Source organism: Pseudothermotoga elfii DSM 9442 = NBRC 107921 (assembly GCF_000504085.1).
Lineage (GTDB): Bacteria > Thermotogota > Thermotogae > Thermotogales > DSM-5069 > Pseudothermotoga_B > Pseudothermotoga_B elfii.
In genome coordinates, this window is the sequence record NC_022792.1 from 1,712,439 (window position 1) to 1,732,226 (window position 19,788).

The window sequence follows — 19,788 nt, forward strand, 5'->3', positions numbered from 1 at the left end:
GGGTTATGAGAAAATATGCCTTGTGCGTGATGTTTTTCGTACTACTCTTCGTACTACTCATAAGTGGTTGCATGAATCTTTCAAATACAGGAGAAATTGAAATCTATTTGACTGATGCCGTTTTACCGGTGAGTGATATCCAGAAACTTGATGTAACGATTGACAGAATTTTATTAATGAGCGACACAGAAGACGCTTCAATCGTTGTAACAGACGAGGCCACAGCAGTGAATTTACTCGATCTAATAGGAACAGAGATCGGTTTTCCGGTAATTCAGGCTTATGGCACTTTTACCCAGATCAGATTTGAAATAAGCTATGCTACTATAACCGTTAATGGTCAGGAATACACTCTCGAAATAAACTCAGATTCTTTGAAATATCCATTCACAGAACCGATCGATGTAAATGAAAAAACTGTGATCGTTCTGGACTTTGATCTGTCAAGATCCATAAAGTACAATGGTTCATGGAACAGTAGTAATCCTGATCCAAGTAAATTTCGCGTGACACCAGTTGTTCATGTGAGATACGGAAAACTGTACGATATCAATGGAAGAGTAGTAAATTCAAACAATGAAGGAATTGTCCATGCGCTCGTTGCTCTATTCGATACAGAAGAAGCCACCGTGGTTGCATCAACCTTTACTCATAAAAAATCCAATAACTGGGAAGATGGAGAATTCAGGATATTGAAAATAAAGCCCGGCAAATACGAATTACAAATATTCAAAGAAGAAACTTACAGCACCTGGGACGATGCCGATGAAATCATTTCTGCCACACCAGATGCTACAGCAGATGTGCAGGTTGAAAACCATGATATTAACAATATAGAGATTTTGATCGAGTGATATAGGTATATAATTACTATGTGAAAAACTGTATTGATGAAATCTGTGAATTCATATCAAATTTCGTAAAAGAATACAGTTATAAAGGTGCTGTGGTAGGCATCAGTGGTGGGTTAGACTCAGCAGTTGTAGCTGCCTTGTGTGTGAGGGCACTCGGTGCAGAGAAAGTTTTTGGATTGATTCTACCGGAGAGAGATTCTTCTAAAGAATCAGTAAAAGATGCAAAAACTGTTTGTGAAAATTTGAAAATACATTACGAAATAAAACCTGCCACTCCAATGCTCAGAAAACTTGGAATATACAAACTCTTCCCACCAGCGTTTTTATTTCCAAAATCCGTTCAGGAAAGATATGTACTTGGAAAATGGCAGAAACTTTCAAATGACCCATTTATAGATGATCTTTTAAATAAAGGGAACAAAGAATTTTTAAAAGGGCTGGCATACTACAGATCAAAACACAGAATTCGGATGTGCATCTTATATTTTGAAGCAGAAAAGAGAAATTATGCTGTGGTTGGGACAACAAACAAAACAGAGTTCTTAACAGGTCTTTATGTAAAATGGGGAGATGATTCAGTTGATATTGAGCCAATAGCACATCTTTACAAAACCCAGATTTTTGAGCTTGCAAGACATTTAAAAATACCCGAAAAAATTCTGAAGAAACCACCTTCACCAGATCTCATACCCGGCATAACGGATGAATATGCATTTGGAATGAGTTACCAGGAACTTGACAGAATCTTGCAAAAGATCGAACAAAAGAAAGATTTGAGCGGCGAGCCGATTGAAAAAGTTAACAGGGTCATAAGAATACTTCAGGCAGCAAAATATAGAGAAATCAAATCTTTCAGAATTTTTTAAAAAAGAGGTGGGTGAAACTCACACCCACCTTATGCTTCAACCAGTGCACCAAGAAACTGGCTTTTGTAAAGATCTGCATAGAAACCATTTTTCTCGAGAAGTTCTCTGTGCGTACCTTTTTCTATTATTTTTCCTTCGTTCATGACCAGTATTAAGCTGGCATTCCTTATAGTGGAAAGTCTATGAGCAATGATAAAACTCGTTCTATTTTTCATCAGTTCATCCATAGCCTTTTGAATATATATCTCTGTGAGAGTATCAACATTACTGGTTGCTTCATCAAGTATAAGTACGTCGGGATCAGATAGAAAAGCTCTTGCAATGGTTATCAGCTGTTTCTCACCATAAGAAATATTCGTTGCTTCTTCATTTATAACTGTGTTATAACCATCTGGAAGAGCCATTATGAAATGGTGTGCTTGAGCCATTTTAGCAGCCCTTATTATTTCTTCTTCCGAAGCACCATCTTTACTATAGGCTATGTTCTCCTTTATAGTTCCGCTGAAAAGCCATGTGTCCTGAAGGACCATACCAAAGCATTTTCTCAGACTTTTTTTATAAATTTCTCTGATATCTATTCCGTCAAGTTTTATACTTCCGCTTTGAATTTCATAAAATCTCATCAACAAATTCACAAGAGTAGTTTTTCCAGCCCCTGTCGGTCCAACTATTGCTATTCTCTGCCCGCTTTTTACTTCTATATTCAAATCTTCTATAAGAGGTTTTTCAGGAACATAGCTGAAATACACCCTTTCAAAACTGACATCACCATGAACTTCGTTTACTTCTATAGCGGTCTGGCTGTCTGGAAGTTCTTCCTCTTCATCAAGAATCTCAAAAACTCTTTCAGCAGCTGCTATTGTTGACTGGATAAGATTAGCAATATTCGAAATTTGAACTATAGGCTGTGTAAATTGCTGCGAGTACTGAATAAAAGCCTGAACATCACCAATCGTAATTGCCCTTCTTGTAACAAGAATACCGCCTACGACAGACACGATAACATATCCAAGATTTCCGATAAACCTCATGAGAGGCATTATCATTCCGGACAAAAACTGTGCTTTCCAGCTTGCTTCATAAAGTTGTTCGTTTATTTTTTCAAATTTTTCTACCGCTTCTTGCTCCCTGCGAAAAGCCTTTATGACTGTGTGCCCTGAATAAACTTCTTCTGTATGACCGCTGAGCTCTCCTAAGGTTTTCTGCTGTTTTGAAAAATGTTTCTGAGAATATTTAGCAATAAAAACAGTGGCAATGATGCTTAACGGTAAAGTTAGTAAAGTCACTCCTGTAAGCAGAGGACTTATTGTTAACATCATAATAACTACACCAACTATGGAAATAATCCCGGAAACAAACTGAATCAGACTCTGCTGAAGTGTGTTGCTTATGAGATCTACATCATTTATGACGCGACTTAATATTTCTCCGTGTGTTTTTGAATCATAAAATTTCAAAGGAAGTCTTGTAAGCTTCTCAGATATATCTTTTCTCATCTTCATAACCACTTTTTGAGAAACACCAGCCATTATAAACTGTTGAATATAGTTCAAAAGAGCACTCAGACCATATAAAAGACTAACTTGAATGAGAATCCTTGCAACATAAGAAAAATTTATGCCTGCATTTGGTAATTTAAGCATTTTTGCCATAACCCCACGAAAAATTTCGGTAGTCGCTTTTCCAAGTATTTTCGGGGCAAAAATTGTCAGTACAGTAGCAACAATTGTTATGCCGAGCACTATAATTACAGGAATAATATATGGTCCAAGATACGTTATCAACCTTTTCAAAGTCGCTTTGAAATTTTTTGCCCTGTCAGACGAAATCATCAATGGTCCTGCACCAGGTCTCGGGCCTCTCGAAGGAAGTGGTTGTGAACGCTTTTCATTTGCCATTAGAATCACCTCCGACTGCTTCTTCTTCTGAAAGCTGCGATAAAACTATATCTTTATAAACAGGGCATGTGTTCATCAATTGCTTGTGATTTCCTATTCCCTGAACCTTTCCATCTTTGATGACTATTATCTGGTCTGCATTCATCACAGTGGCTACCCTTTGAGCAACTATTATGACCGTTGCATCTTTAACTTCTTTTAGCAATTTTGCCCTGACACGGGCATCTGTTTTGAAATCAAGCGCAGAAAAAGTATCATCAAAAAGGTATATCTTTGGTTTTCCAGCTATGGCACGTGCTATAGAAATTCTTTGTTTCTGTCCACCTGATAAATTTGTGCCTCCTTGAGCTACAGGAGAATTCAAACCTTCTGGCATTTTCTGGGTGAATTCATCTACTTGAGCTATCTCTGCCGCACGCAATACATCCTCATTACTCAATTCATCTCTCCCAAAGCGTATGTTGTCTGCTATCGTTCCTGAAAAAATAACGGCTTTCTGAGGCGCATAACCTATCATTCCACGCAATCTTTCCAGTGGAATATGGCGTACATCAACACCGTCTATTTTCACAGCACCTCTGGTAACATCGTAAAATCTCATAATCAAATTGAGAATGGTTGTTTTACCAGAACCGGTACTTCCAATAATTGCCGTCATTTTTCCCGGTTGAGCTTCAAACGAAATATTTTCCAGAGCAGCTTCTTTTGCACCGGGATAGTAAAAACTTACATCTTCGAATCTTATTACACCTTTTCCAGCCGGCTCGGTAGGATCTGATGGTTGCAAAACTGTGGGGGTTGTCTTCAAAACCTCGATAACTCTCTGTGCAGAAACAGAGGCACGTGGTAGAAATATAAATATCATAGATATCATTATAAAAGAGAAAAGAATTTGTATCACATACTGCATAACCGCCATCATTGAACCAACCTGCAACTGTCCCATGTCAATTTGCTTTGAGCCAAACCATACAAGAGCGATTATGGTGAAATTCATCACTATCATCATTATTGGAAATATGACAGCGCCTATTCTGTTAACCTTCAGTGCTGTCTGAGTAAGATCCACATTCGCTTTCTCAAATCTTTCTTTTTCGTGATCTTCTTTATTAAAAGCCCTTATGACTCTCACACCAGTAACTCTTTCTCTCAAAACGAGATTCAATCTGTCTATCTTTTTCTGCATACTCTTGAACAGTGGCATAGTTTTGCTAAAAATAAAATACATTGCAACAGCAGCGATCGGAACAGAAACCAGAAGTATCATAGTAAGTTTCGCATCTTTTGACACAGCCATCACTATACTGCCAGCAGCAATTACAGGAGCTCTTATGACCATTCTGAGTATCATCACAGTAGCCTGCTGTATCTGAGTAATATCATTTGTAGTTCTGGTAATCAAAGAAGCTGTGCTGAACTGATCAATTTCTCCAAGAGAAAAACTCTGGACTTTTTTGAAAATGTGATTTCTCAAATCTTTGCCAAGGCCCATAGCTGCTTTTGAAGAGGTTAAACTCATAAAAATTATTGCCAAGACCTGAATTAAAGAAACAAGAAGCATCTTGGCACCTGTTTGCCATATATAGTCAACATTGCCTCTTGTAATACCTTTATCCACTATTTGAGACATCAAATCAGGCAAATAAAGTGTCACATAAGAATCAACTACAACCAGTGCAACAGTAATAAGTGCCAAATGTGTGTATGGCTTCAAATATTTCAAAATCTTAATCATGGCACCACTCCTTAGTGTGTTTTTTTAAATTCTCTATTATGCGGTCCAAAAATTTCAAAAACTGATCTTTTTCACTCGAGGAAAAACCATCCATAGCTATCTTTTCCACCTTTTCCATTTTGCTTTTGAGAATCTCTGCCATATGACTTCCCTTATCCGTCAGATAAACCCGCTGAAATCTTCTGTCACTTTCGTCCTGCTCTCTTTGAATTAAGCCGGATTTTTCCATTCTTCGAAGCATTATTGCAACAGTGGCCGGACGGACATTGAGCTTTCGTGCAATTAAATTTTGAGTAATACCCTCATTTTTGGCAACAAGCATCAATAGTGGAGGTTGCCCGGGATGAATATCATGTTTTTCAAGTTCGTCATGAACAATGTGAAAGTGAAGTCGACTTATGATAAAAAAACGCTTAAAAACCATATCTTCGTTCATAAAGGATCACCTCCTTTTATGTCTAATAGTTAGATGTCAATATAATATCATCAAAAAATACCGCACTGGCAATAATGAAACAAAAAGAAATGCTTTCTTTTCGAAATCGAAAAAGAAAGCTTTATAGAATAATTCTGGAGGTGAATAAATGGAGGTTCAAAAACTTCAGGCACAGCAGAGTATTTTTTCGAAAATCTTGCTTTCAACAATTTTTGCAGTTATGACAGGAGCTGCCGCACAGATCAAAATCCCTCTTCCCTTCAGTCCCGTACCAGTTACAGGACAAACGTTAGTGGTTTTGCTTTCACCTTTACTCATTGGAAGATTGTCAGGCGTGAGCCAGATAATATACGTTCTGGTAGGTATTGCTGGTATGCCCTGGTTTGCTGGTCTTAAAGTAGGACTGAGCATCGTTATCGGTCCAACAGGGGGATATCTTATCGGTTTCGTTATTGCTTCTTTTGTCCTCGGAAGTATTTTCGAACAAAAAAATAGATCTTCAACTTCAACGTTGTTATGGCTTGCTTTTGCAAATTTTGGTATAATCTACGCAATCGGTTTGCTGCAGCTTTACTGGTGGTTTGCAATAAAAGGATCTCACCTTACGCTCATAAAGCTTCTCTCAATGGGAGCAATTCCGTTCATACCGGGCGATCTGACCAAAATTCTTCTCGCAGCAGGCATTTATTCTATATATAAAAAATTAAAGTGAACCCCTGAGGGGTTCACTCTTCTACTGGTTCAAAATCTTCCTTCGACGCTCCGCATACTGGGCAAACCCAATCGTCTGGAAGATCTTCAAAAGATGTTCCTGCAGGGATATCGCTATCTGGATCTCCCTCAGCAGGATCGTACACATACCCGCAAATTATACATCTGTACTTGACCATCTTCTCGCCCCCTAAAAATTAACGAATTGAGAAGCACCTGCACCACATACCGGACATTTTTCTGGTGCATCTCCCTCAACGGTGTAACCACAAACACTGCAGATGCTTATCTTATCAGCTGGGTAATCCTTACCTTGTTCGGCAAGTTCCTTGGCTTTTTTATACATAACAGCATGGATCTTCTCTGCCTCTAACGCATAGTGAGTACTTCGAACAGCTTCGTTCTCTTTCTGAAATTTTGCAACTTCATTGTAAACAGGATACATTTCTTCTACCTCAAAATTCTCTCCGTCTATACATTGTTGTATATTTTCTGAAATGGATTGTATCATCTTAAGAGCTTGGTAATGATTTCTTGCATGAACATATTCAGCATAAGAAATGGCACGAAACAACTTCGCCAGATTTTTAAACCCTTTTTTCTCAGCTTCCTCAGCAAAAATTGCATATTTCATATGAGCCATACTCTCTCCTGCGAAGGCATCTTTAAGAAATTTTTCTGTCATCTCTCTCATATTTCAACCTCCTTATTAAATGAATCTGATTTAAAGTATATCATTCAATTAACATTATGGTCAAGTTGAACTGATATTGTTTTGAAAAATACATATTCTGGATCTATACTTTAAGTGGTGGTGCCTGTGGTCTTGAAACAAATCAGCGAAAACTTATTCAAACCAGACTACGAGCAATATTCGCTTGTGAATGTTTCTAATGCTATTTTATCACACTTTGGTTGCCCGGCGCATTATCCAGAATACCCATTTGGTCTGGAAAAACCGGGTCTTATGGAAAATGTCAACAAAGTTATACTATTTCTTATAGATGCTATGGGCATGAACAGTTTGAACAAAATATTGATTAAAAATCCCATCTTTAGCGAAAGTGATATCCTGCAGGCTTCTTCAGTATTTCCCACGACAACAAGTTCTTCGCTGGCGTCAATTTTAACCGGCGTGACTCCTGTAGAACACGGTATACTGGGTTATACTCTATATCTAAAAGAATTTGGCACGCTGGTCAATATGATAGAACTTTCCTCACCGACAGTTGGAAAGCTGGGGGCAAACCTGTCTTCAAAGAAAATCTTACTTTCAGAGACGATATTTGAGAAACTATCAAAAGCCGGAGTTAAAGGGTGCGTGCTTACATCAAAAAATATCAGAGGATCTGGTTTTTCAAATTTGATAAATGCCGGTGCTTCAGTAAAAAGTTATCAGAGTTTTGGAGATCTGTTTGAAAAATTAAAAGAAATGCTTGACGAAAATGGAAAACTTTTTGGTTTTGTATACTGGGGATTGCTCGATTCTATCGGGCACAAACTTGGTGTTAATTCTCAAGCATTTGAGCGAGAACTTCACTGGCTTTTGAGAATGATAAAAGAAGAAATCTCGAAAAATCTGAAAAGCAATACCCTGGTTTTGATAATAGGAGATCACGGACAGATATTTACCCCGTGGCAAAATGAAATCTGGTGGTCGTGGAAAGACGAAATAGCTTCTTTTTTCGATTTACCTCCTGGAGGCGAAATGAGAATGATGCACATTTATACACGTTTTCCAAAAGAAGTGGTAGAATATATCAAAGAAAAGTACCCTTCAGAGGCATTCGCCATAACAAAACACCAGGCTATCGAGATGGAACTTTTCGGAAAATCACCAAAGAAGGAAAACTTGGAGAGAATCGGCGATGTCATATTGATTGCAAGAAAAGATTATTCTTTTTATTTTAAACTCACAGGAAGAGAAGAGAGCTTAAAATCGAAGCATGGTTCTTTGAGTCTGGACGAGTTGCTCGTACCAATAATATTGATCAGGGGGTGATTGATTCTTATTGAAAAATCCTACTTACGGCAATGTTGACATCGAAGCTGTAAGGGAAATCATACAAGATTTCAATGATGGAAACCCTTCCAAAATATATATTGGTACCGATAGCGATGCGAGAGATGGTGTGGTAACTTTTGCAACAGCTTTGGTGGTTTACAAAATAGGAATTGGTGCAACCTATTTTTACACTCTAAAAAGAGAAAGAAAGCACTATGATATCTTCAGCAGATTATTTGAAGAAACATATCTAAGTCTGGAAATGGCAAGTTTTGCAAAAGAAATGCTTCAACTATATCATCCAGAGATACATATAGACGTTGGTTATAATGGTGCCAGCAGAGATGTTTTATCAAGTGTTGTCGGTTATGTGAAAGGTATGGGATACAGTTACAAACTAAAACCATGGGCATTTGCAGCAACCAAGGTGGCTCACAGGCACACAAAGTAAGTTGGGGGGAGTACGTATGAGAATATTAGTGATCTTTACAATTATTCTTTTGGCCATGATTATGAGCGGATGTCTTTCTCTTCTTGAACCGGATATTGGAGCATTCGCAGAACAAACAGTTTACGATTTGAACAGATATCTTAAAGGCAATCTGGATGAAAATCAATTGATAGATACTTATGTGCACCTGACCGATCTTGCTACCAGCAGTGATGCTGAATATTACGGCAGTATGTTGCTGAACCTTTTCTCAAATAGCGCAAGTGAAGTAGAATTGATATCTTATGGGGAAACCAGTGTGAAATCACCTCAAGAACTTCAGCAGCCACCATCATGGGTTGAAAAAATATACACGTTGAACCTGTTGCTCAAAACAAACACCGCAAAAACTTCAGATAGTTTTGCAATGCTAATAATCGATGGAAAGCCCTATCTTTTAACTGTTTATGCTTCTGGTAGTTCGATAGTTTGTTATCCCAAAATTCCCTGAGCGAGGAGGCGATAATTATGAAGAAAGTCGCCCTGCTTGTTTTAATATTTCTCTGCGCAGCAGGTTTTGCAGCAAATTATGGGGTGTACTATGATCAGACGATCGGCAAAAGTACAGCAATTTTTGTGTCAAACCTGAGTGAAGAAAAGGCATATTTCAGAGTGGTCGTTTACGATTACAAGGGAAACACTATTTGGCAAAATAGTTACAGATCAAATGAATTTGAAACTGTTTGGGTTGATTTATCTCAGGTAATTCCTCAATCTGACGAAAACTGGGGCCTTGTTTTAATTCAAAGTGATCAACTTCTTTACATCTCTGCTCTTTACAAATCTGATGATGTACTTGTTGGTAGAGATCATGTGATCGAGCCAGTACAGGTATCATCAGATGCAAAATATTACTGGTATGGGCTTAATTATACGAACTTTGTAGAATCACAAACTGCCTTTAGTATTATGAACACCTCTGACAGAGAAGCCGATGTAATCATAGACATATACAGCTATGAAGGGGATTTTTTAGACGAGTTATCAGGGACAATCTCTCCAAGAGCAGCAGCTTACATTAATCTTTCAGAAGAGATTCAAACAGGATCGATGGGAGTTATAGATATCAGAAGTACAGAGCTACTTATACTTGGTGTAGAATACTATGATAAAGGCGGGCTCTGGGGCATTGAAAACATAGTTGACTGGTATACAACCACCAGCTGGTAATTCAGGAGGAATAGAGATGAAAAAGCTTCTTATTTTGATTGTGTTTATTTTGCCAGCAGTTGTATTTGCAGGCTATACGCTTGTTGTAAAAACAGAGCCGTTTGCATCTGTTTATGTAAATGGCATATACGCCGGAATGTCCGATATTGACGGAGTTCTGGAAATCACGTTGAGTTCGTCAGGCGAGCACAGAATAACTGTTCGCAAATCCTGGTACATAATTTTTGATGATTCTGCATACGTTTCATATCCTGGTGTAGTTGTTTTCCATGCCCCCTTGAAAAGAGCAGGTATGTTGAGGGTATATTCAAATGTCTATCCAGTCGAAGTATACAGTGAAGATCAGTATCTTGGAAAAGTTAACAGTGTGCAGGACACAATTTACGTTCCTGAGGGCAGTCTTTACATAACTTTCAAATCCGCTGGATTTATACCAGAGACAAGATTGGTAAATATCTCCTATGCTAAAGAAACGAGCGTGAATATAAGCCTTATAGAAGAAGTGTTATCGATAAATCTTAAGATTGAGCCCGAGATATTTTCTCCAAACGGAGACTGGTACCAGGATTATACAACCTTCTATATATATCTGTCCAAACCTGCTACACTGAGCATTCAAGTCCTGGACAAAGACAAAAAAGTGGTATGGCAATGGTCAGGAAAAGGAAAAGCAGGTTCAAATCAAATCAATTTTTCAGGCAGCGGCATATCAGATGGAGCATATACCGTAATAGCTTTTGCACAGACAGAAAAAGAGAGCTTCACGGCAACCAGTGTTTTGACAATAGATAGGAGCAGTTATACATACACAAAAGAAATAGTCTTAACGACAGCTGCAATAGCAGTTACCGGGCTTCTATTTATGTTTTTGATTTCAGCAGGCTTGTAATTTTGTAAGTTGATGGAACAGGCTTCACTGTAACCTTTTTCTTTTCATCAGTCTGAATCCAGCCGTTCATATTCATTCGAACAGCCGTGTTTACAATTTGTTCGTATTCTTCCTTTTCCAGTTTTCTGCTTATAAGAAGGTTCTGTTTTGCTTTGAACAAAGGATTGTATTGAGACATTAGCGAAACAGGTACACTTGGTGACAGACCATAAAAAACAAACTCTAAAACTTTTTCACTTTGTGATACATTATTTGGCAACACGAGATGACGAACAATTAAACCTTTTATTTTTCCGTACAACTCCCTGAATGCCCCAACTTGCTTGTGCATTTCTATCAATGCTTTTTTTGCAACAGTGAAATAATCATTCACCTTAGACAAAGCCATCCCAGTTTCGTCGTCGGCATATTTCAAATCCGCTAAATAAACATCAACAACGCCTTCAATTAAGCGTAGAATATCGACAGATTCATAGCTGCTCGTGTTATAAACAACAGGAAGATCAAAACCTTCTCTTTTCGCAATTGAAAGTGCTTCAATTATAAAAGGAAGATGAGGAGTTGGAGTAACAAGATTCAGACATTTCGCATTGTGACTCTGTAGATCAAGGAAAATTTCAGCGAGCTCTTCTGTACTTATCTCAACCCCATCAGCTTTCTGACTGAAATTCATATTTTGGCAATAGACACACCTAAGGTTGCATCCACTAAAAAAAATTGTTCCCGCACCAGTTTCACCACTTATAGGGGGCTCTTCTCCAAAATGAAGCACGACACTCATTATCTTAACTTTGCTGCCAATTTTACATCTTCCTGTTGTTTCATATCTATTCACCCCACACTGCAAAGGACACAGTTTGCATCGAAAAAGATTATCTTTCAGGATACTGATAATGTCATTCAAAATACTCAACCACCGCCGAAAGCCGTGAAAGTTTTTCAACGATATTCTCATAACCTCTGAAAATCTGATCAACCTCATTTATAGATGTTGTTCCGCTTGCCATCAGACCTGCTATGACCAGAGCAGCAGCTGCTCTCAAATCAGTTGCATTCACCTGCGCCCCGCTCAAGTTCTCCACTCCATAAATGATAGCTGTGCCATCGTTCACCTCTATTTTTGCACCAAGCCTTCTCAGTTCATCTACGTGCTGAAATCTCGATTTGAAAACTGTTTCAGATACCGTAGATGTTCCCGTAGCTATCGATAAAAAAGTAATGATTTGAGGCTGGAGATCTGTTGGATAGCCAGGATATGGAGTAATCTGAACCTTGACAGGCTGAGGCCTTTGATTCATTTTTATGCGAATAGCTGTCTCATCAATCTGCTGAATTTCAACACCGGCGCTTCTGAGCACGTCAAAAAGCGCAACAAGATGGGAAACCTGAAGATTTTCTATTACGGCATCCCCCATAGTTGCAGCAACAGCTATCGCGTAAGTACCTGCCTCGATCCTATCAGGTATTATTCTGTGAGTGCATTCACGAGTTTTTTCCACGCCAAAAATCTCAATACGTCTTGTTCCTGCCCCGAAAACTTTGCATCCCATATCATTCAAAAAATTAGCCAAATCTTCTATTTCTGGTTCCATAGCCGCGTTTTCCAGAATTGTGTGAGTACCGTCCAAAATAGCCGCGGTTGTCATTATATGTTCTGTAGCACCAACGCTTGGAAAAGGAAGCGATATTAAAACTTCTTGTGGTCTTTCACCAAGTTCAGCTGTGACAATACCATGTTCTATGTTTATTGAAAAACCTAACTTCTGCAATCCCTCTATATGGTAATCCACAGGCCTGACACCTATAGAACAGCCCCCAGGAAGTGAAACAGAAGCCTTTCCATATTTGGCAGCAAGTGGACCTAAAACATTAAAAGATGCTCTCATTTTTCTGACAAGCTCGTATGGAATATCTGTGTTTGGTTTCTCTGGTGGATTAACAGAGAGCACATTTTCAGCAAAACGTGTTTTGCAACCGGCTGAATTGAGTATGTCTATCATTGTTCTAACATCCATCAAATCTGGAACATTCTCAAGCAAAACACCTCTGTCACAGATAAGTGACGCTGCAATAATCGGCAAAGCCGCATTTTTCGATCCGGAGATTTTAACAGCCCCATTTAATCTGGCTGGGCCTTCGATAATTAATTTTCCCACTAAGAAACCTCCTGACTCATATCCTTAATAAATTGCTCAAGATTCTCGCCATCGTCGGGATAAGATCTAAAAGCTATCTTCACATATGCTTCTACAGAACTCTTTATGGACCTGTCAACTCTTTCAACCACCTTAGTGGCGATATCCTTTTTTACATCTGTAAGTAAAACAACAAAACTGTCCTCAGAAAATCTTCCCACACTATCCATAGGCACACGGACCGTGCTCTTGAGTATTTTTCCAACACTTGACAGGTGCTTTTCGAATTGGTCATTGCAATCAAGCAAGCGGACCATTATTATAGCATAGCTTCTGTTTTCTTCGAAAGCTTTCTGGTGATAATAAGCAATCAGGCGATTTATATGCTCGGTAGAGTAAACACGTGTTAAAGGATCGATTATCCTGCTTGTACCAATATCTTTGACAAAATCATCATATAACTCGAACTGTTTTTTTATGAACTGGTTGTATTCCTGAATCATTTGTTCCATCTGTGCATCACGTGCCCGATAATATTCGAGTTGATCCTCCAGAACCTTAATTTTTTTTAGCAACTCTTCCCGCTCTTCCATTTGAACGCCTCCTTGAAAAACCATCTCTTGGTATATAATAACATCGAAATAGTTCAATCTGCTCTCAACATTTTCAACTAATTTCCGATTTTTCCCATAGGGGGAGATATTATGAAAAGATTGATTTTAGTAATTTTTGTAGCTGCTGTTATAGCTTTGGTAATTTCTTGCGGTTCACCTGTTGTTACAAACCAACCTCCTGAATTTATTTCATCTTACCCGGAAAATGGAGTTTCAGATGTGCCTACAGACACAACGCTGCATTGGGAATTCAAAGATCCTGAAAATGATCCTCTTTCATATACTGTCAAAATCGGTATGAGTGAAGACGATCTCATAGAAAAATACAATGGAACAAAAAACGAGTATAAGCCACAGCTGGAACCTTCAAAAACTTACTACTGGCAAATAATCGCAGATGATACGAAAAATAAATCTACATCAAAAATTATGCAATTTTCTACAGTAAAAGTTAATGCAAGCCCAGAAAAGCCGAAGCTAATTTACCCAGTGGGTGTACAGAACGTAAACTATAGCTCAGTAACTTTTGAATGGAGCTGCGTTGATCCAGATAAAGATCCACTAAAATTTGAACTTTATATCAACGGAACATTCGTTGCAACTGCAACAAACGGCAGATATACTAAAACAAATTTTCAGCCTGATACAGAATATAGCTGGTATGTAAAAGCCTTCGATGGAGAATATACTTCTCAAAGCGATGTGGTTTCCTTCAAAACAGCTATGATTGGCGAGAACAGAGCGCCAAATACACCCCAATTGATATCTCCACCAGATGGTGCTCAATCTTTGGAAATTCCCGTAAATCTTCAATGGAGCTGTTCTGACCCCGATGAGGATAATCTGACTTACGAAGTATATTTAGAAGATCACCTTGAAAGCACAACTTCTGACAGCAGCTATATTTTGAGCAACCTCTCTCCAAACACCACTTACAGGTGGTACCTGAAAGTGAGTGATGGAACAAATCAGATTACTGGGCCTGTTTGGGAATTCACAACTAAGGGCATTCCAAATAATCCCCCAGAGCAACCTGCTAACCCTTCACCAGAAGATAATTCAAATGTTTATCAGACAGAAGTGACTCTTAGCTGGTCATGCTTTGATCAGGACAACGACAAATTATTCTACAATGTTTACTTTGGTGAAAGCTCAAATCCACCTCTGATCCGTCAAAACATAGAAAATTCAGCGGTTGTGATTCAGGATCTTGAAACTGGAAAAAGATATTTCTGGAAGGTAGTGGCAACAGACGGATCAACATCAACAGAAGGGCCATTATGGACATTCGATGTTGCCTCTGAAGACGAAGGGGCAATACTGTTAGCACTGACAGACAGTGGCGTTCATAAATTGGATTTTTCAAGCCTTGCAAATCCATCAACAAGTGAGATAGCAACTTTCACTGGAAATGATATATGTTACTATGACGACACATTATATGTTATAGGGAATACACTGAATATTTTGCAAGATTCGTCTTTAGCAACTTCGACTTTTGGAGGAAACTATATATCTGTATCAACACTGATCCCACTTCAGAGAATCATTGCAGGAGAACTTTACGCAATTGTTACTGACGAAAGCAGTATTTCGTTGCTCGATGTGTCTGATCCAGAAAATGTTTCTCATATAAGCTCGCTTCCAATACAAGGAGAAGGCAGGATCTTTGTGCAAGGGGAGAAAATATTTGTCTGTAGCAGTAACAGTTTGAAAATCATAGATGCTACGATACCTCAGGAAATAAATGAAGAAGAAACCATTCCATGTGAGGCAAAAGATGTTGTGGTAGTGGATAATTATTGTTATGTCCTCACATCAGATAGAGTTCTGAAAATAAATATCGGAACGCTTGAAGAAGCCGGGCAGTTTGAGATTGACGGGGAAGGCAAAAGAATAAGGTATGGATCAGGTTATATCTATGTTTTAACAAACAGTAAGTTGATGAAATTAAATGAAAACCTCTCAAAGGAAGATGAAGTTGATGTCATTGGCGAAACATTCATAACAACCTCAGAACAAATCTACCTGTCTTATCAAAATACGGTCACAATCTTTGACAACAATTTTAACGAGATAAAACGGCAATCTTTTAATACAGGAAATATAAAAGAGCTAATACTGCCTTACTGAAAAATAAAAGCAAGTTGACTGATACAAATTGTGTGATATGATTGATAAGGTATGAAAAGACAATTTTCAAGAGGTGATAATGCAGTGAAGGAGAAAATTCATCCGGAGATGAAACTTGTCACGGTAAAATGTGCTTGTGGCGCAGAGCATAAATTCTATACCACACTCGAGAATGTTAGAATTGACGTTTGCTCAAACTGCCATCCTTTATACAAAGGTATGAGTGGCGCAAGTCTTGTTATAGACAGCGAAGGTAGAATTGAAAAGTTCCGCCGCAAATATAAAGATCAGCAATATTGAGAAGCCATAAATTCTTCGAGGAGGGGCATTTTGTGACAAAGGTTGGAGATGTTGTGAAAAGCAAAGTAACTCAAATAACCAAATTTGGAGCAATAGTTACACTTGAGAATGGAGAAGCTGGTTTTATCCACATTTCCAAAATAGCAAATCAGTACGTTAAGAACGTGGAAGATTTTCTCAAGCAAGGTCAGGAAGTAACGGCAAAAATTATTGGAAAAACCAAGGATGGAAAATGGGAATTGTCCCTGAAAGAGCAGAAAGAGTCTGATCAAAAGGGTTCTGGCAAAGCTGATTTCGAGAGAAAACTCGCAAAATTCATGAAGGAAAGCGAAAGAAAAATGGCGGAATATCGAAAGAGAGTAGAGAAAAAGGGTGGGAGGTTCTAAAGCAAATCTTCCAGTTTTTTCGGAAAAGCTTCCATACTTTTTATGACGATTACCTTAGTACCAAGATCAATGAAAGCATCTAAGGTTTCTATATCTTGATTCAGCATTCGTATACAGCCGTGGGAAATTCTTTTTCCAATTTCCCACGGTTTTGTTGTGCCGTGTATACCGTAAGTCGGATTCGAGAGTTGCAAATATCTCGTACCAAGACCATTTATAGGCGAACGTGGAGGTATATATTCTCCATACCAGTATAATGCTGGATCAATTTCTTTTTTTACAATCCAGTACACGCCGGGTGGTGTGGTATCGCTTTTTCCAATAGCCACAGGAAATGATTTCACAAGCGTGCCATTGTAATACAAAGCGAGGCGGGCTACTGTGGTGTTAACCACAATTGTTGTTAAAGACGCATCAAATCTAACTTTCGCGAGCTTCAATATCTGCCCGGAAATAATCTTGCTTCCATCCTGCAAGCCGTTAACTAACTCAAGATCAGCTGTTCTAAGATTATACATATTGGCTATGGACCAGAGTGTCTCACCAGGTTTGACAGTGTGCTGGTAAGGTGGTACATATTCTGCAAAAAAAGGAACCGTGTTTCCTCTCAAAAAATTTGCGATACCATTGAAAACAAATACGTCTCTGCTTAATGTCTTCTTTAGCCCATGTGGTAAAAGGAATTCTAAATCTATTTTGTGAATGCCATCTTTCAACCCGGTATCTGTATAGAGATATAAAAGATTTGAAAATCTGAATTTTTTGAAAGACAAACCCTGAAATTCACATCCAGTGAATAGCCACTTTTCGGGAATTTTTACGATAACATACATTCTTCTTTTCTCTGTATCTGTAAACAAAAAGATATCTGGATTGGATCTGTAACAAGAGATATTTAAAACAGGTGGATTTGTTCCTTTCATTATATTGCCGAATACATTTTCACCAAAAACTTCTGGCACAATCCAGTCTGTTTTGGAAACATCAAACAAAACATTCATATCGCTGTCCAATTTGGCAAGCCTGTGGCCTGTCTGTGAAAAGATATAAATTCTCTGCATTTTTGCAGGTGTGTAAAGAGGTTTTATCTTCAGAGTAATTAAATCATTCTCAAAAGAATCAACTATTACCTCGTGATCTACTCCAAAAATCAGCAAGTTCAGTAAGAACAGCAAGAGCAATACGCTCTTTTTCATCAGGACCAACTCTCTTTAAAGTACCATCCTTCTTTATTATCAATACAGTATTTTTATCACTTCCCATAGCATCAACCTGATTTGCTACTATCATATCCAGATTTTTTCTCTTGAGCTTTTCGATTGCATAATCTTCTAAGGATTGAGATTCTACGGCAAAACCAACAAGAATTTTTTCACCTTTTTTTCTCCCAAGTTCACCAAGTATATCTACTGTCTTTTTAAAAGATATATTTAATTTATCTGCCCCTTTTTTAATTTTTATATCACTTTTTTTAGTCGGTGAGTAATCTGCAACAGCAGCGGCCATAATTACTCCATCTGATCTGTTAAATCTTTTTTCTACCTCTCTATACATCTGATCTGCACTTTCAACTTTCACAAAATCTTCTACAAAATAAGGGGCAACAAGTGATGTCGGACCTGAAACCAGAGTAACATTTGCACCAAGTCGAACAGCAACCTTCGCAAGCTCATATCCCATCTTGCCACTGGAACGATTTGAAAGTACCCTCACAGGATCTATACTTTCCCATGTTGGACCAGCTGTAATAAGGAGATTCATACCTTTTAAAGGCTTTTCAGATGCCAGCACGTATATAGCTTCCTGTACAATTTCATTTTCTGGATACCGGCCACGACCAGATTCACCGCAGGCCAGATGACCAACCGATGGTTCCAGTACCCACCATCCTCTTTGTTTCATTGCCTGCAAATTATATTGAGTTACCTGGTTTTCATACATCCTGTAATTCATCGCAGGTATCAGAAGTTTTCTATCTTTCTCGTACGCAAGGCAGACCATTGTCAAAAGATTATCAGCAAAGCCATTTGCCAGTTTAGCTATGGTATTTGCAGTTGCAGGAGCAACAACAAGAATATCTGGCCATTTTGAAAGCTCGGTGTGAGGTATCCAGCCATTCCTCACATCAAAAGAATCTTCGTCTGTATAGACCTCGCAATTACCAACAGCTGAGAAAAGCGTCTTTGAAACAAGTTTCTGGGCGCTCTCAGTCATAATAATTTTCAATTCATGTCCGGCTTTTCTCAAGGAACTGACAAGCCCGACAACTTTATAAATAGCTATACAGCCCGTCGCTCCTATGAGAATTTTCATAACTACTTCACTTCCGGAAGCAATATTTTCAATATCTCTTCATTTTTAATCCTGATATACCCTTCCTGCAATTCCTTGAAAGCCATAGAAATTAAATTTCCATCGGGAGTTGTCACATACGCTTTTGCATACTCCTTTAACGCTTCTGCCCTTTTTGCTACTGCGACTGGTATAGCGTATTTGTAAGGTATTCTCTTAGACAAATAGTCGTAGTTTATCACTGGTTTACTCAACATAGCCACCTCCATTTTCAAAAAATTTGTGCATCCCAAGCCTGTCAAGAGCTCTCTTAACTCTTACCTGTTCAGCAACAATTATAGAGCAAAGTTGATCAACTGATTCCTGAAGATTTTCATTCACTATCAAATATTCGAATTGCGGGATAAAAGACAGCTCTCTTTTTGCATCTTCCAATCTCCGCTCCAAATTAGTTTTATCCTCCGTTCCACGCTTTACAAGCCTCTGTTTTAATTCTTCAAAAGAAGGTGGAGCGATGAATATATACACAGCATCCCCGGCTTTTTTCATAACCGTCATTGCACCCTGAACATCTATATCCAGAAGAACATTTTTCCCGTTTTCGAGTTGTTCTTCAACAAATTTTTTTAACGTTCCATAGTAGTAACTGTGCACAACAGCCCACTCGAGAAACTCACCATTCTCCACCATTTTCATAAATGAAGGCTCACTGACAAAAAAGTAATCTTTTCCGTCAATTTCACCAGGCCTTTTAGGTCTTGTTGTACAGGACACAGAAAAAACGATATTTTTTACTTTTTTAAGAGTTAACTCGATAATGGAGGTTTTTCCGACTCCTGATGGTCCGCTGACGACATACAGAACTCCTTTCACC

At 38.4% G+C, this 19,788-nt stretch carries 23 protein-coding genes; 11 read left to right on the forward strand and 12 right to left on the reverse strand.

Features of this window, described 5'->3' with window-relative positions:
* The first annotated feature begins 5 nt into the window (after positions 1-5).
* Complete coding sequence (locus TEL01S_RS08305) at positions 6-854, forward strand: DUF4382 domain-containing protein (RefSeq protein WP_028843794.1); 849 nt, start codon at positions 6-8, stop codon at positions 852-854.
* Positions 855-874: 20 nt separating this feature from the next.
* Positions 875-1,720 (forward strand): NAD(+) synthase, encoded by an 846-nt coding sequence (gene nadE, locus TEL01S_RS08310; protein ID WP_012003637.1) that lies wholly within the window; start codon positions 875-877, stop codon positions 1,718-1,720.
* A gap of 29 nt (positions 1,721-1,749) precedes the next feature.
* Here nadE and TEL01S_RS08315 read toward each other — a convergent pair whose 3' ends face one another.
* Genes TEL01S_RS08315 through TEL01S_RS08325 form a run of 3 tightly spaced genes read right to left on the reverse strand, consistent with a single transcriptional unit; the run spans position 1,750 to position 5,789 of the window.
* Positions 1,750-3,618, reverse strand: a complete 1,869-nt coding sequence (locus TEL01S_RS08315; RefSeq protein ID WP_028843792.1) for an ABC transporter ATP-binding protein — start codon at positions 3,616-3,618, stop codon at positions 1,750-1,752.
* Positions 3,608-5,353: an ABC transporter ATP-binding protein gene (locus TEL01S_RS08320; protein ID WP_028843791.1), complete on the reverse strand. Its 1,746-nt coding sequence runs from the start codon at positions 5,351-5,353 to the stop codon at positions 3,608-3,610. The genes TEL01S_RS08315 and TEL01S_RS08320 overlap by 11 nt, the downstream gene beginning before the upstream one ends.
* Entirely contained in the window at positions 5,346-5,789 is a 444-nt protein-coding gene (locus TEL01S_RS08325; protein ID WP_028843790.1) for a MarR family winged helix-turn-helix transcriptional regulator, read from the reverse strand. Before TEL01S_RS08325 ends, TEL01S_RS08320 begins: the two co-directional genes overlap by 8 nt.
* Before the next feature lie 148 nt (positions 5,790-5,937).
* Between TEL01S_RS08325 and TEL01S_RS08330 the strand changes: the two genes are divergently transcribed.
* Positions 5,938-6,501 carry a biotin transporter BioY gene (locus TEL01S_RS08330; RefSeq protein WP_028843789.1) on the forward strand — a complete coding sequence of 188 codons (564 nt, stop codon included), beginning with the start codon at positions 5,938-5,940 and terminating at the stop codon, positions 6,499-6,501.
* Between the two features lie 13 nt (positions 6,502-6,514).
* Here the strand turns inward: TEL01S_RS08330 and rd are convergent, their stop codons facing one another.
* Positions 6,515-6,679, reverse strand: a complete 165-nt coding sequence (gene rd / locus TEL01S_RS08335) for a rubredoxin (protein WP_012003642.1) — start codon at positions 6,677-6,679, stop codon at positions 6,515-6,517.
* Between the two features lie 11 nt (positions 6,680-6,690).
* Entirely contained in the window at positions 6,691-7,194 is a 504-nt protein-coding gene (locus tag TEL01S_RS08340; protein WP_012003643.1) for a rubrerythrin family protein, read from the reverse strand.
* Positions 7,195-7,320: 126 nt separating this feature from the next.
* Between TEL01S_RS08340 and TEL01S_RS08345 the strand changes: the two genes are divergently transcribed.
* The 5 genes from TEL01S_RS08345 to TEL01S_RS08365 are packed head-to-tail and all read left to right on the forward strand — an operon-like array spanning position 7,321 to position 11,054.
* Positions 7,321-8,502, forward strand: coding sequence for an alkaline phosphatase family protein (locus TEL01S_RS08345; protein WP_012003644.1), 1,182 nt, complete (start codon positions 7,321-7,323; stop codon positions 8,500-8,502).
* A 10-nt stretch (positions 8,503-8,512) separates the two neighbouring features.
* Positions 8,513-8,956: a ribonuclease H-like YkuK family protein gene (locus TEL01S_RS08350; RefSeq protein ID WP_012003645.1), complete on the forward strand. Its 444-nt coding sequence runs from the start codon at positions 8,513-8,515 to the stop codon at positions 8,954-8,956.
* Positions 8,957-8,972: 16 nt separating this feature from the next.
* Positions 8,973-9,446, forward strand: coding sequence for a hypothetical protein (locus tag TEL01S_RS08355; protein WP_012003646.1), 474 nt, complete (start codon positions 8,973-8,975; stop codon positions 9,444-9,446).
* Between the two features lie 17 nt (positions 9,447-9,463).
* Positions 9,464-10,165 (forward strand): hypothetical protein, encoded by a 702-nt coding sequence (locus TEL01S_RS08360; protein WP_012003647.1) that lies wholly within the window; start codon positions 9,464-9,466, stop codon positions 10,163-10,165.
* A 16-nt stretch (positions 10,166-10,181) separates the two neighbouring features.
* Entirely contained in the window at positions 10,182-11,054 is an 873-nt protein-coding gene (locus TEL01S_RS08365; RefSeq protein ID WP_012003648.1) for a hypothetical protein, read from the forward strand.
* Here the strand turns inward: TEL01S_RS08365 and TEL01S_RS08370 are convergent.
* Genes TEL01S_RS08370 through TEL01S_RS08380 form a run of 3 tightly spaced genes read right to left on the reverse strand, consistent with a single transcriptional unit; the run spans position 11,026 to position 13,782 of the window.
* Positions 11,026-11,958, reverse strand: a complete 933-nt coding sequence (locus TEL01S_RS08370; protein WP_012003649.1) for a radical SAM protein — start codon at positions 11,956-11,958, stop codon at positions 11,026-11,028. The genes TEL01S_RS08365 and TEL01S_RS08370 overlap by 29 nt on opposite strands.
* Positions 11,951-13,210, reverse strand: a complete 1,260-nt coding sequence (murA, locus tag TEL01S_RS08375) for a UDP-N-acetylglucosamine 1-carboxyvinyltransferase (protein WP_012003650.1) — start codon at positions 13,208-13,210, stop codon at positions 11,951-11,953. The genes TEL01S_RS08370 and murA overlap by 8 nt, the downstream gene beginning before the upstream one ends.
* A complete protein-coding gene (locus TEL01S_RS08380; protein WP_012003651.1) occupies positions 13,210-13,782 on the reverse strand; it encodes a GGDEF domain-containing protein in 573 nt (190 codons plus the stop codon). The genes murA and TEL01S_RS08380 overlap by 1 nt, the downstream gene beginning before the upstream one ends.
* Before the next feature lie 111 nt (positions 13,783-13,893).
* Between TEL01S_RS08380 and TEL01S_RS08385 the strand changes: the two genes are divergently transcribed.
* The 3 genes from TEL01S_RS08385 to TEL01S_RS08395 all read left to right on the forward strand — a co-directional run bounded on the left by TEL01S_RS08385 (position 13,894) and on the right by TEL01S_RS08395 (position 16,622).
* Positions 13,894-15,936, forward strand: a complete 2,043-nt coding sequence (locus TEL01S_RS08385; RefSeq protein WP_012003652.1) for a hypothetical protein — start codon at positions 13,894-13,896, stop codon at positions 15,934-15,936.
* A gap of 84 nt (positions 15,937-16,020) precedes the next feature.
* Positions 16,021-16,236 carry a 50S ribosomal protein L31 gene (gene rpmE / locus TEL01S_RS08390; RefSeq protein ID WP_012003653.1) on the forward strand — a complete coding sequence of 72 codons (216 nt, stop codon included), beginning with the start codon at positions 16,021-16,023 and terminating at the stop codon, positions 16,234-16,236.
* 32 nt (positions 16,237-16,268) lie between these two features.
* Positions 16,269-16,622, forward strand: coding sequence for a S1 RNA-binding domain-containing protein (locus TEL01S_RS08395; protein ID WP_012003654.1), 354 nt, complete (start codon positions 16,269-16,271; stop codon positions 16,620-16,622).
* Here the strand turns inward: TEL01S_RS08395 and TEL01S_RS08400 are convergent.
* Genes TEL01S_RS08400 through gmk form a run of 4 tightly spaced genes read right to left on the reverse strand, consistent with a single transcriptional unit; the run spans position 16,619 to position 19,787 of the window.
* The gene (locus TEL01S_RS08400) at positions 16,619-17,818 is read right to left on the reverse strand and encodes a L,D-transpeptidase family protein (protein WP_012003655.1); all 1,200 of its coding nucleotides are present in this window, start codon (positions 17,816-17,818) and stop codon (positions 16,619-16,621) included. The genes TEL01S_RS08395 and TEL01S_RS08400 overlap by 4 nt on opposite strands.
* Positions 17,742-18,935 (reverse strand): bifunctional phosphopantothenoylcysteine decarboxylase/phosphopantothenate--cysteine ligase CoaBC, encoded by a 1,194-nt coding sequence (gene coaBC, locus TEL01S_RS08405; RefSeq protein ID WP_012003656.1) that lies wholly within the window; start codon positions 18,933-18,935, stop codon positions 17,742-17,744. Before coaBC ends, TEL01S_RS08400 begins: the two co-directional genes overlap by 77 nt.
* A 2-nt stretch (positions 18,936-18,937) precedes the next feature.
* Complete coding sequence (locus tag TEL01S_RS08410; RefSeq protein ID WP_038051526.1) at positions 18,938-19,171, reverse strand: DNA-directed RNA polymerase subunit omega; 234 nt, start codon at positions 19,169-19,171, stop codon at positions 18,938-18,940.
* Entirely contained in the window at positions 19,161-19,787 is a 627-nt protein-coding gene (gene gmk, locus TEL01S_RS08415; protein WP_012003658.1) for a guanylate kinase, read from the reverse strand. Before gmk ends, TEL01S_RS08410 begins: the two co-directional genes overlap by 11 nt.
* Position 19,788: the final 1 nt, after the last annotated feature.

Excerpts from the sequence above, each read along its gene's own strand:
- TEL01S_RS08305 (WP_028843794.1), top strand. The coding sequence starts at position 6 with ATGAGAAAATATGCCTTGTGCGTGATGTTTTTCGTACTACTCTTCGTA.
- TEL01S_RS08315 (WP_028843792.1), bottom strand. The coding sequence starts at position 3,618 with ATGGCAAATGAAAAGCGTTCACAACCACTTCCTTCGAGAGGCCCGAGA.
- TEL01S_RS08320 (WP_028843791.1), bottom strand. The coding sequence starts at position 5,353 with ATGATTAAGATTTTGAAATATTTGAAGCCATACACACATTTGGCACTT.
- TEL01S_RS08325 (WP_028843790.1), bottom strand. The coding sequence starts at position 5,789 with ATGAACGAAGATATGGTTTTTAAGCGTTTTTTTATCATAAGTCGACTT.
- TEL01S_RS08330 (WP_028843789.1), top strand. The coding sequence starts at position 5,938 with ATGGAGGTTCAAAAACTTCAGGCACAGCAGAGTATTTTTTCGAAAATC.
- rd (WP_012003642.1), bottom strand. The coding sequence starts at position 6,679 with ATGGTCAAGTACAGATGTATAATTTGCGGGTATGTGTACGATCCTGCT.
- TEL01S_RS08340 (WP_012003643.1), bottom strand. The coding sequence starts at position 7,194 with ATGAGAGAGATGACAGAAAAATTTCTTAAAGATGCCTTCGCAGGAGAG.
- TEL01S_RS08355 (WP_012003646.1), top strand. The coding sequence starts at position 8,973 with ATGAGAATATTAGTGATCTTTACAATTATTCTTTTGGCCATGATTATG.
- TEL01S_RS08360 (WP_012003647.1), top strand. The coding sequence starts at position 9,464 with ATGAAGAAAGTCGCCCTGCTTGTTTTAATATTTCTCTGCGCAGCAGGT.
- TEL01S_RS08365 (WP_012003648.1), top strand. The coding sequence starts at position 10,182 with ATGAAAAAGCTTCTTATTTTGATTGTGTTTATTTTGCCAGCAGTTGTA.
- TEL01S_RS08380 (WP_012003651.1), bottom strand. The coding sequence starts at position 13,782 with ATGGAAGAGCGGGAAGAGTTGCTAAAAAAAATTAAGGTTCTGGAGGAT.
- TEL01S_RS08385 (WP_012003652.1), top strand. The coding sequence starts at position 13,894 with ATGAAAAGATTGATTTTAGTAATTTTTGTAGCTGCTGTTATAGCTTTG.
- TEL01S_RS08400 (WP_012003655.1), bottom strand. The coding sequence starts at position 17,818 with ATGAAAAAGAGCGTATTGCTCTTGCTGTTCTTACTGAACTTGCTGATT.
- coaBC (WP_012003656.1), bottom strand. The coding sequence starts at position 18,935 with ATGAAAATTCTCATAGGAGCGACGGGCTGTATAGCTATTTATAAAGTT.
- TEL01S_RS08410 (WP_038051526.1), bottom strand. The coding sequence starts at position 19,171 with ATGTTGAGTAAACCAGTGATAAACTACGACTATTTGTCTAAGAGAATA.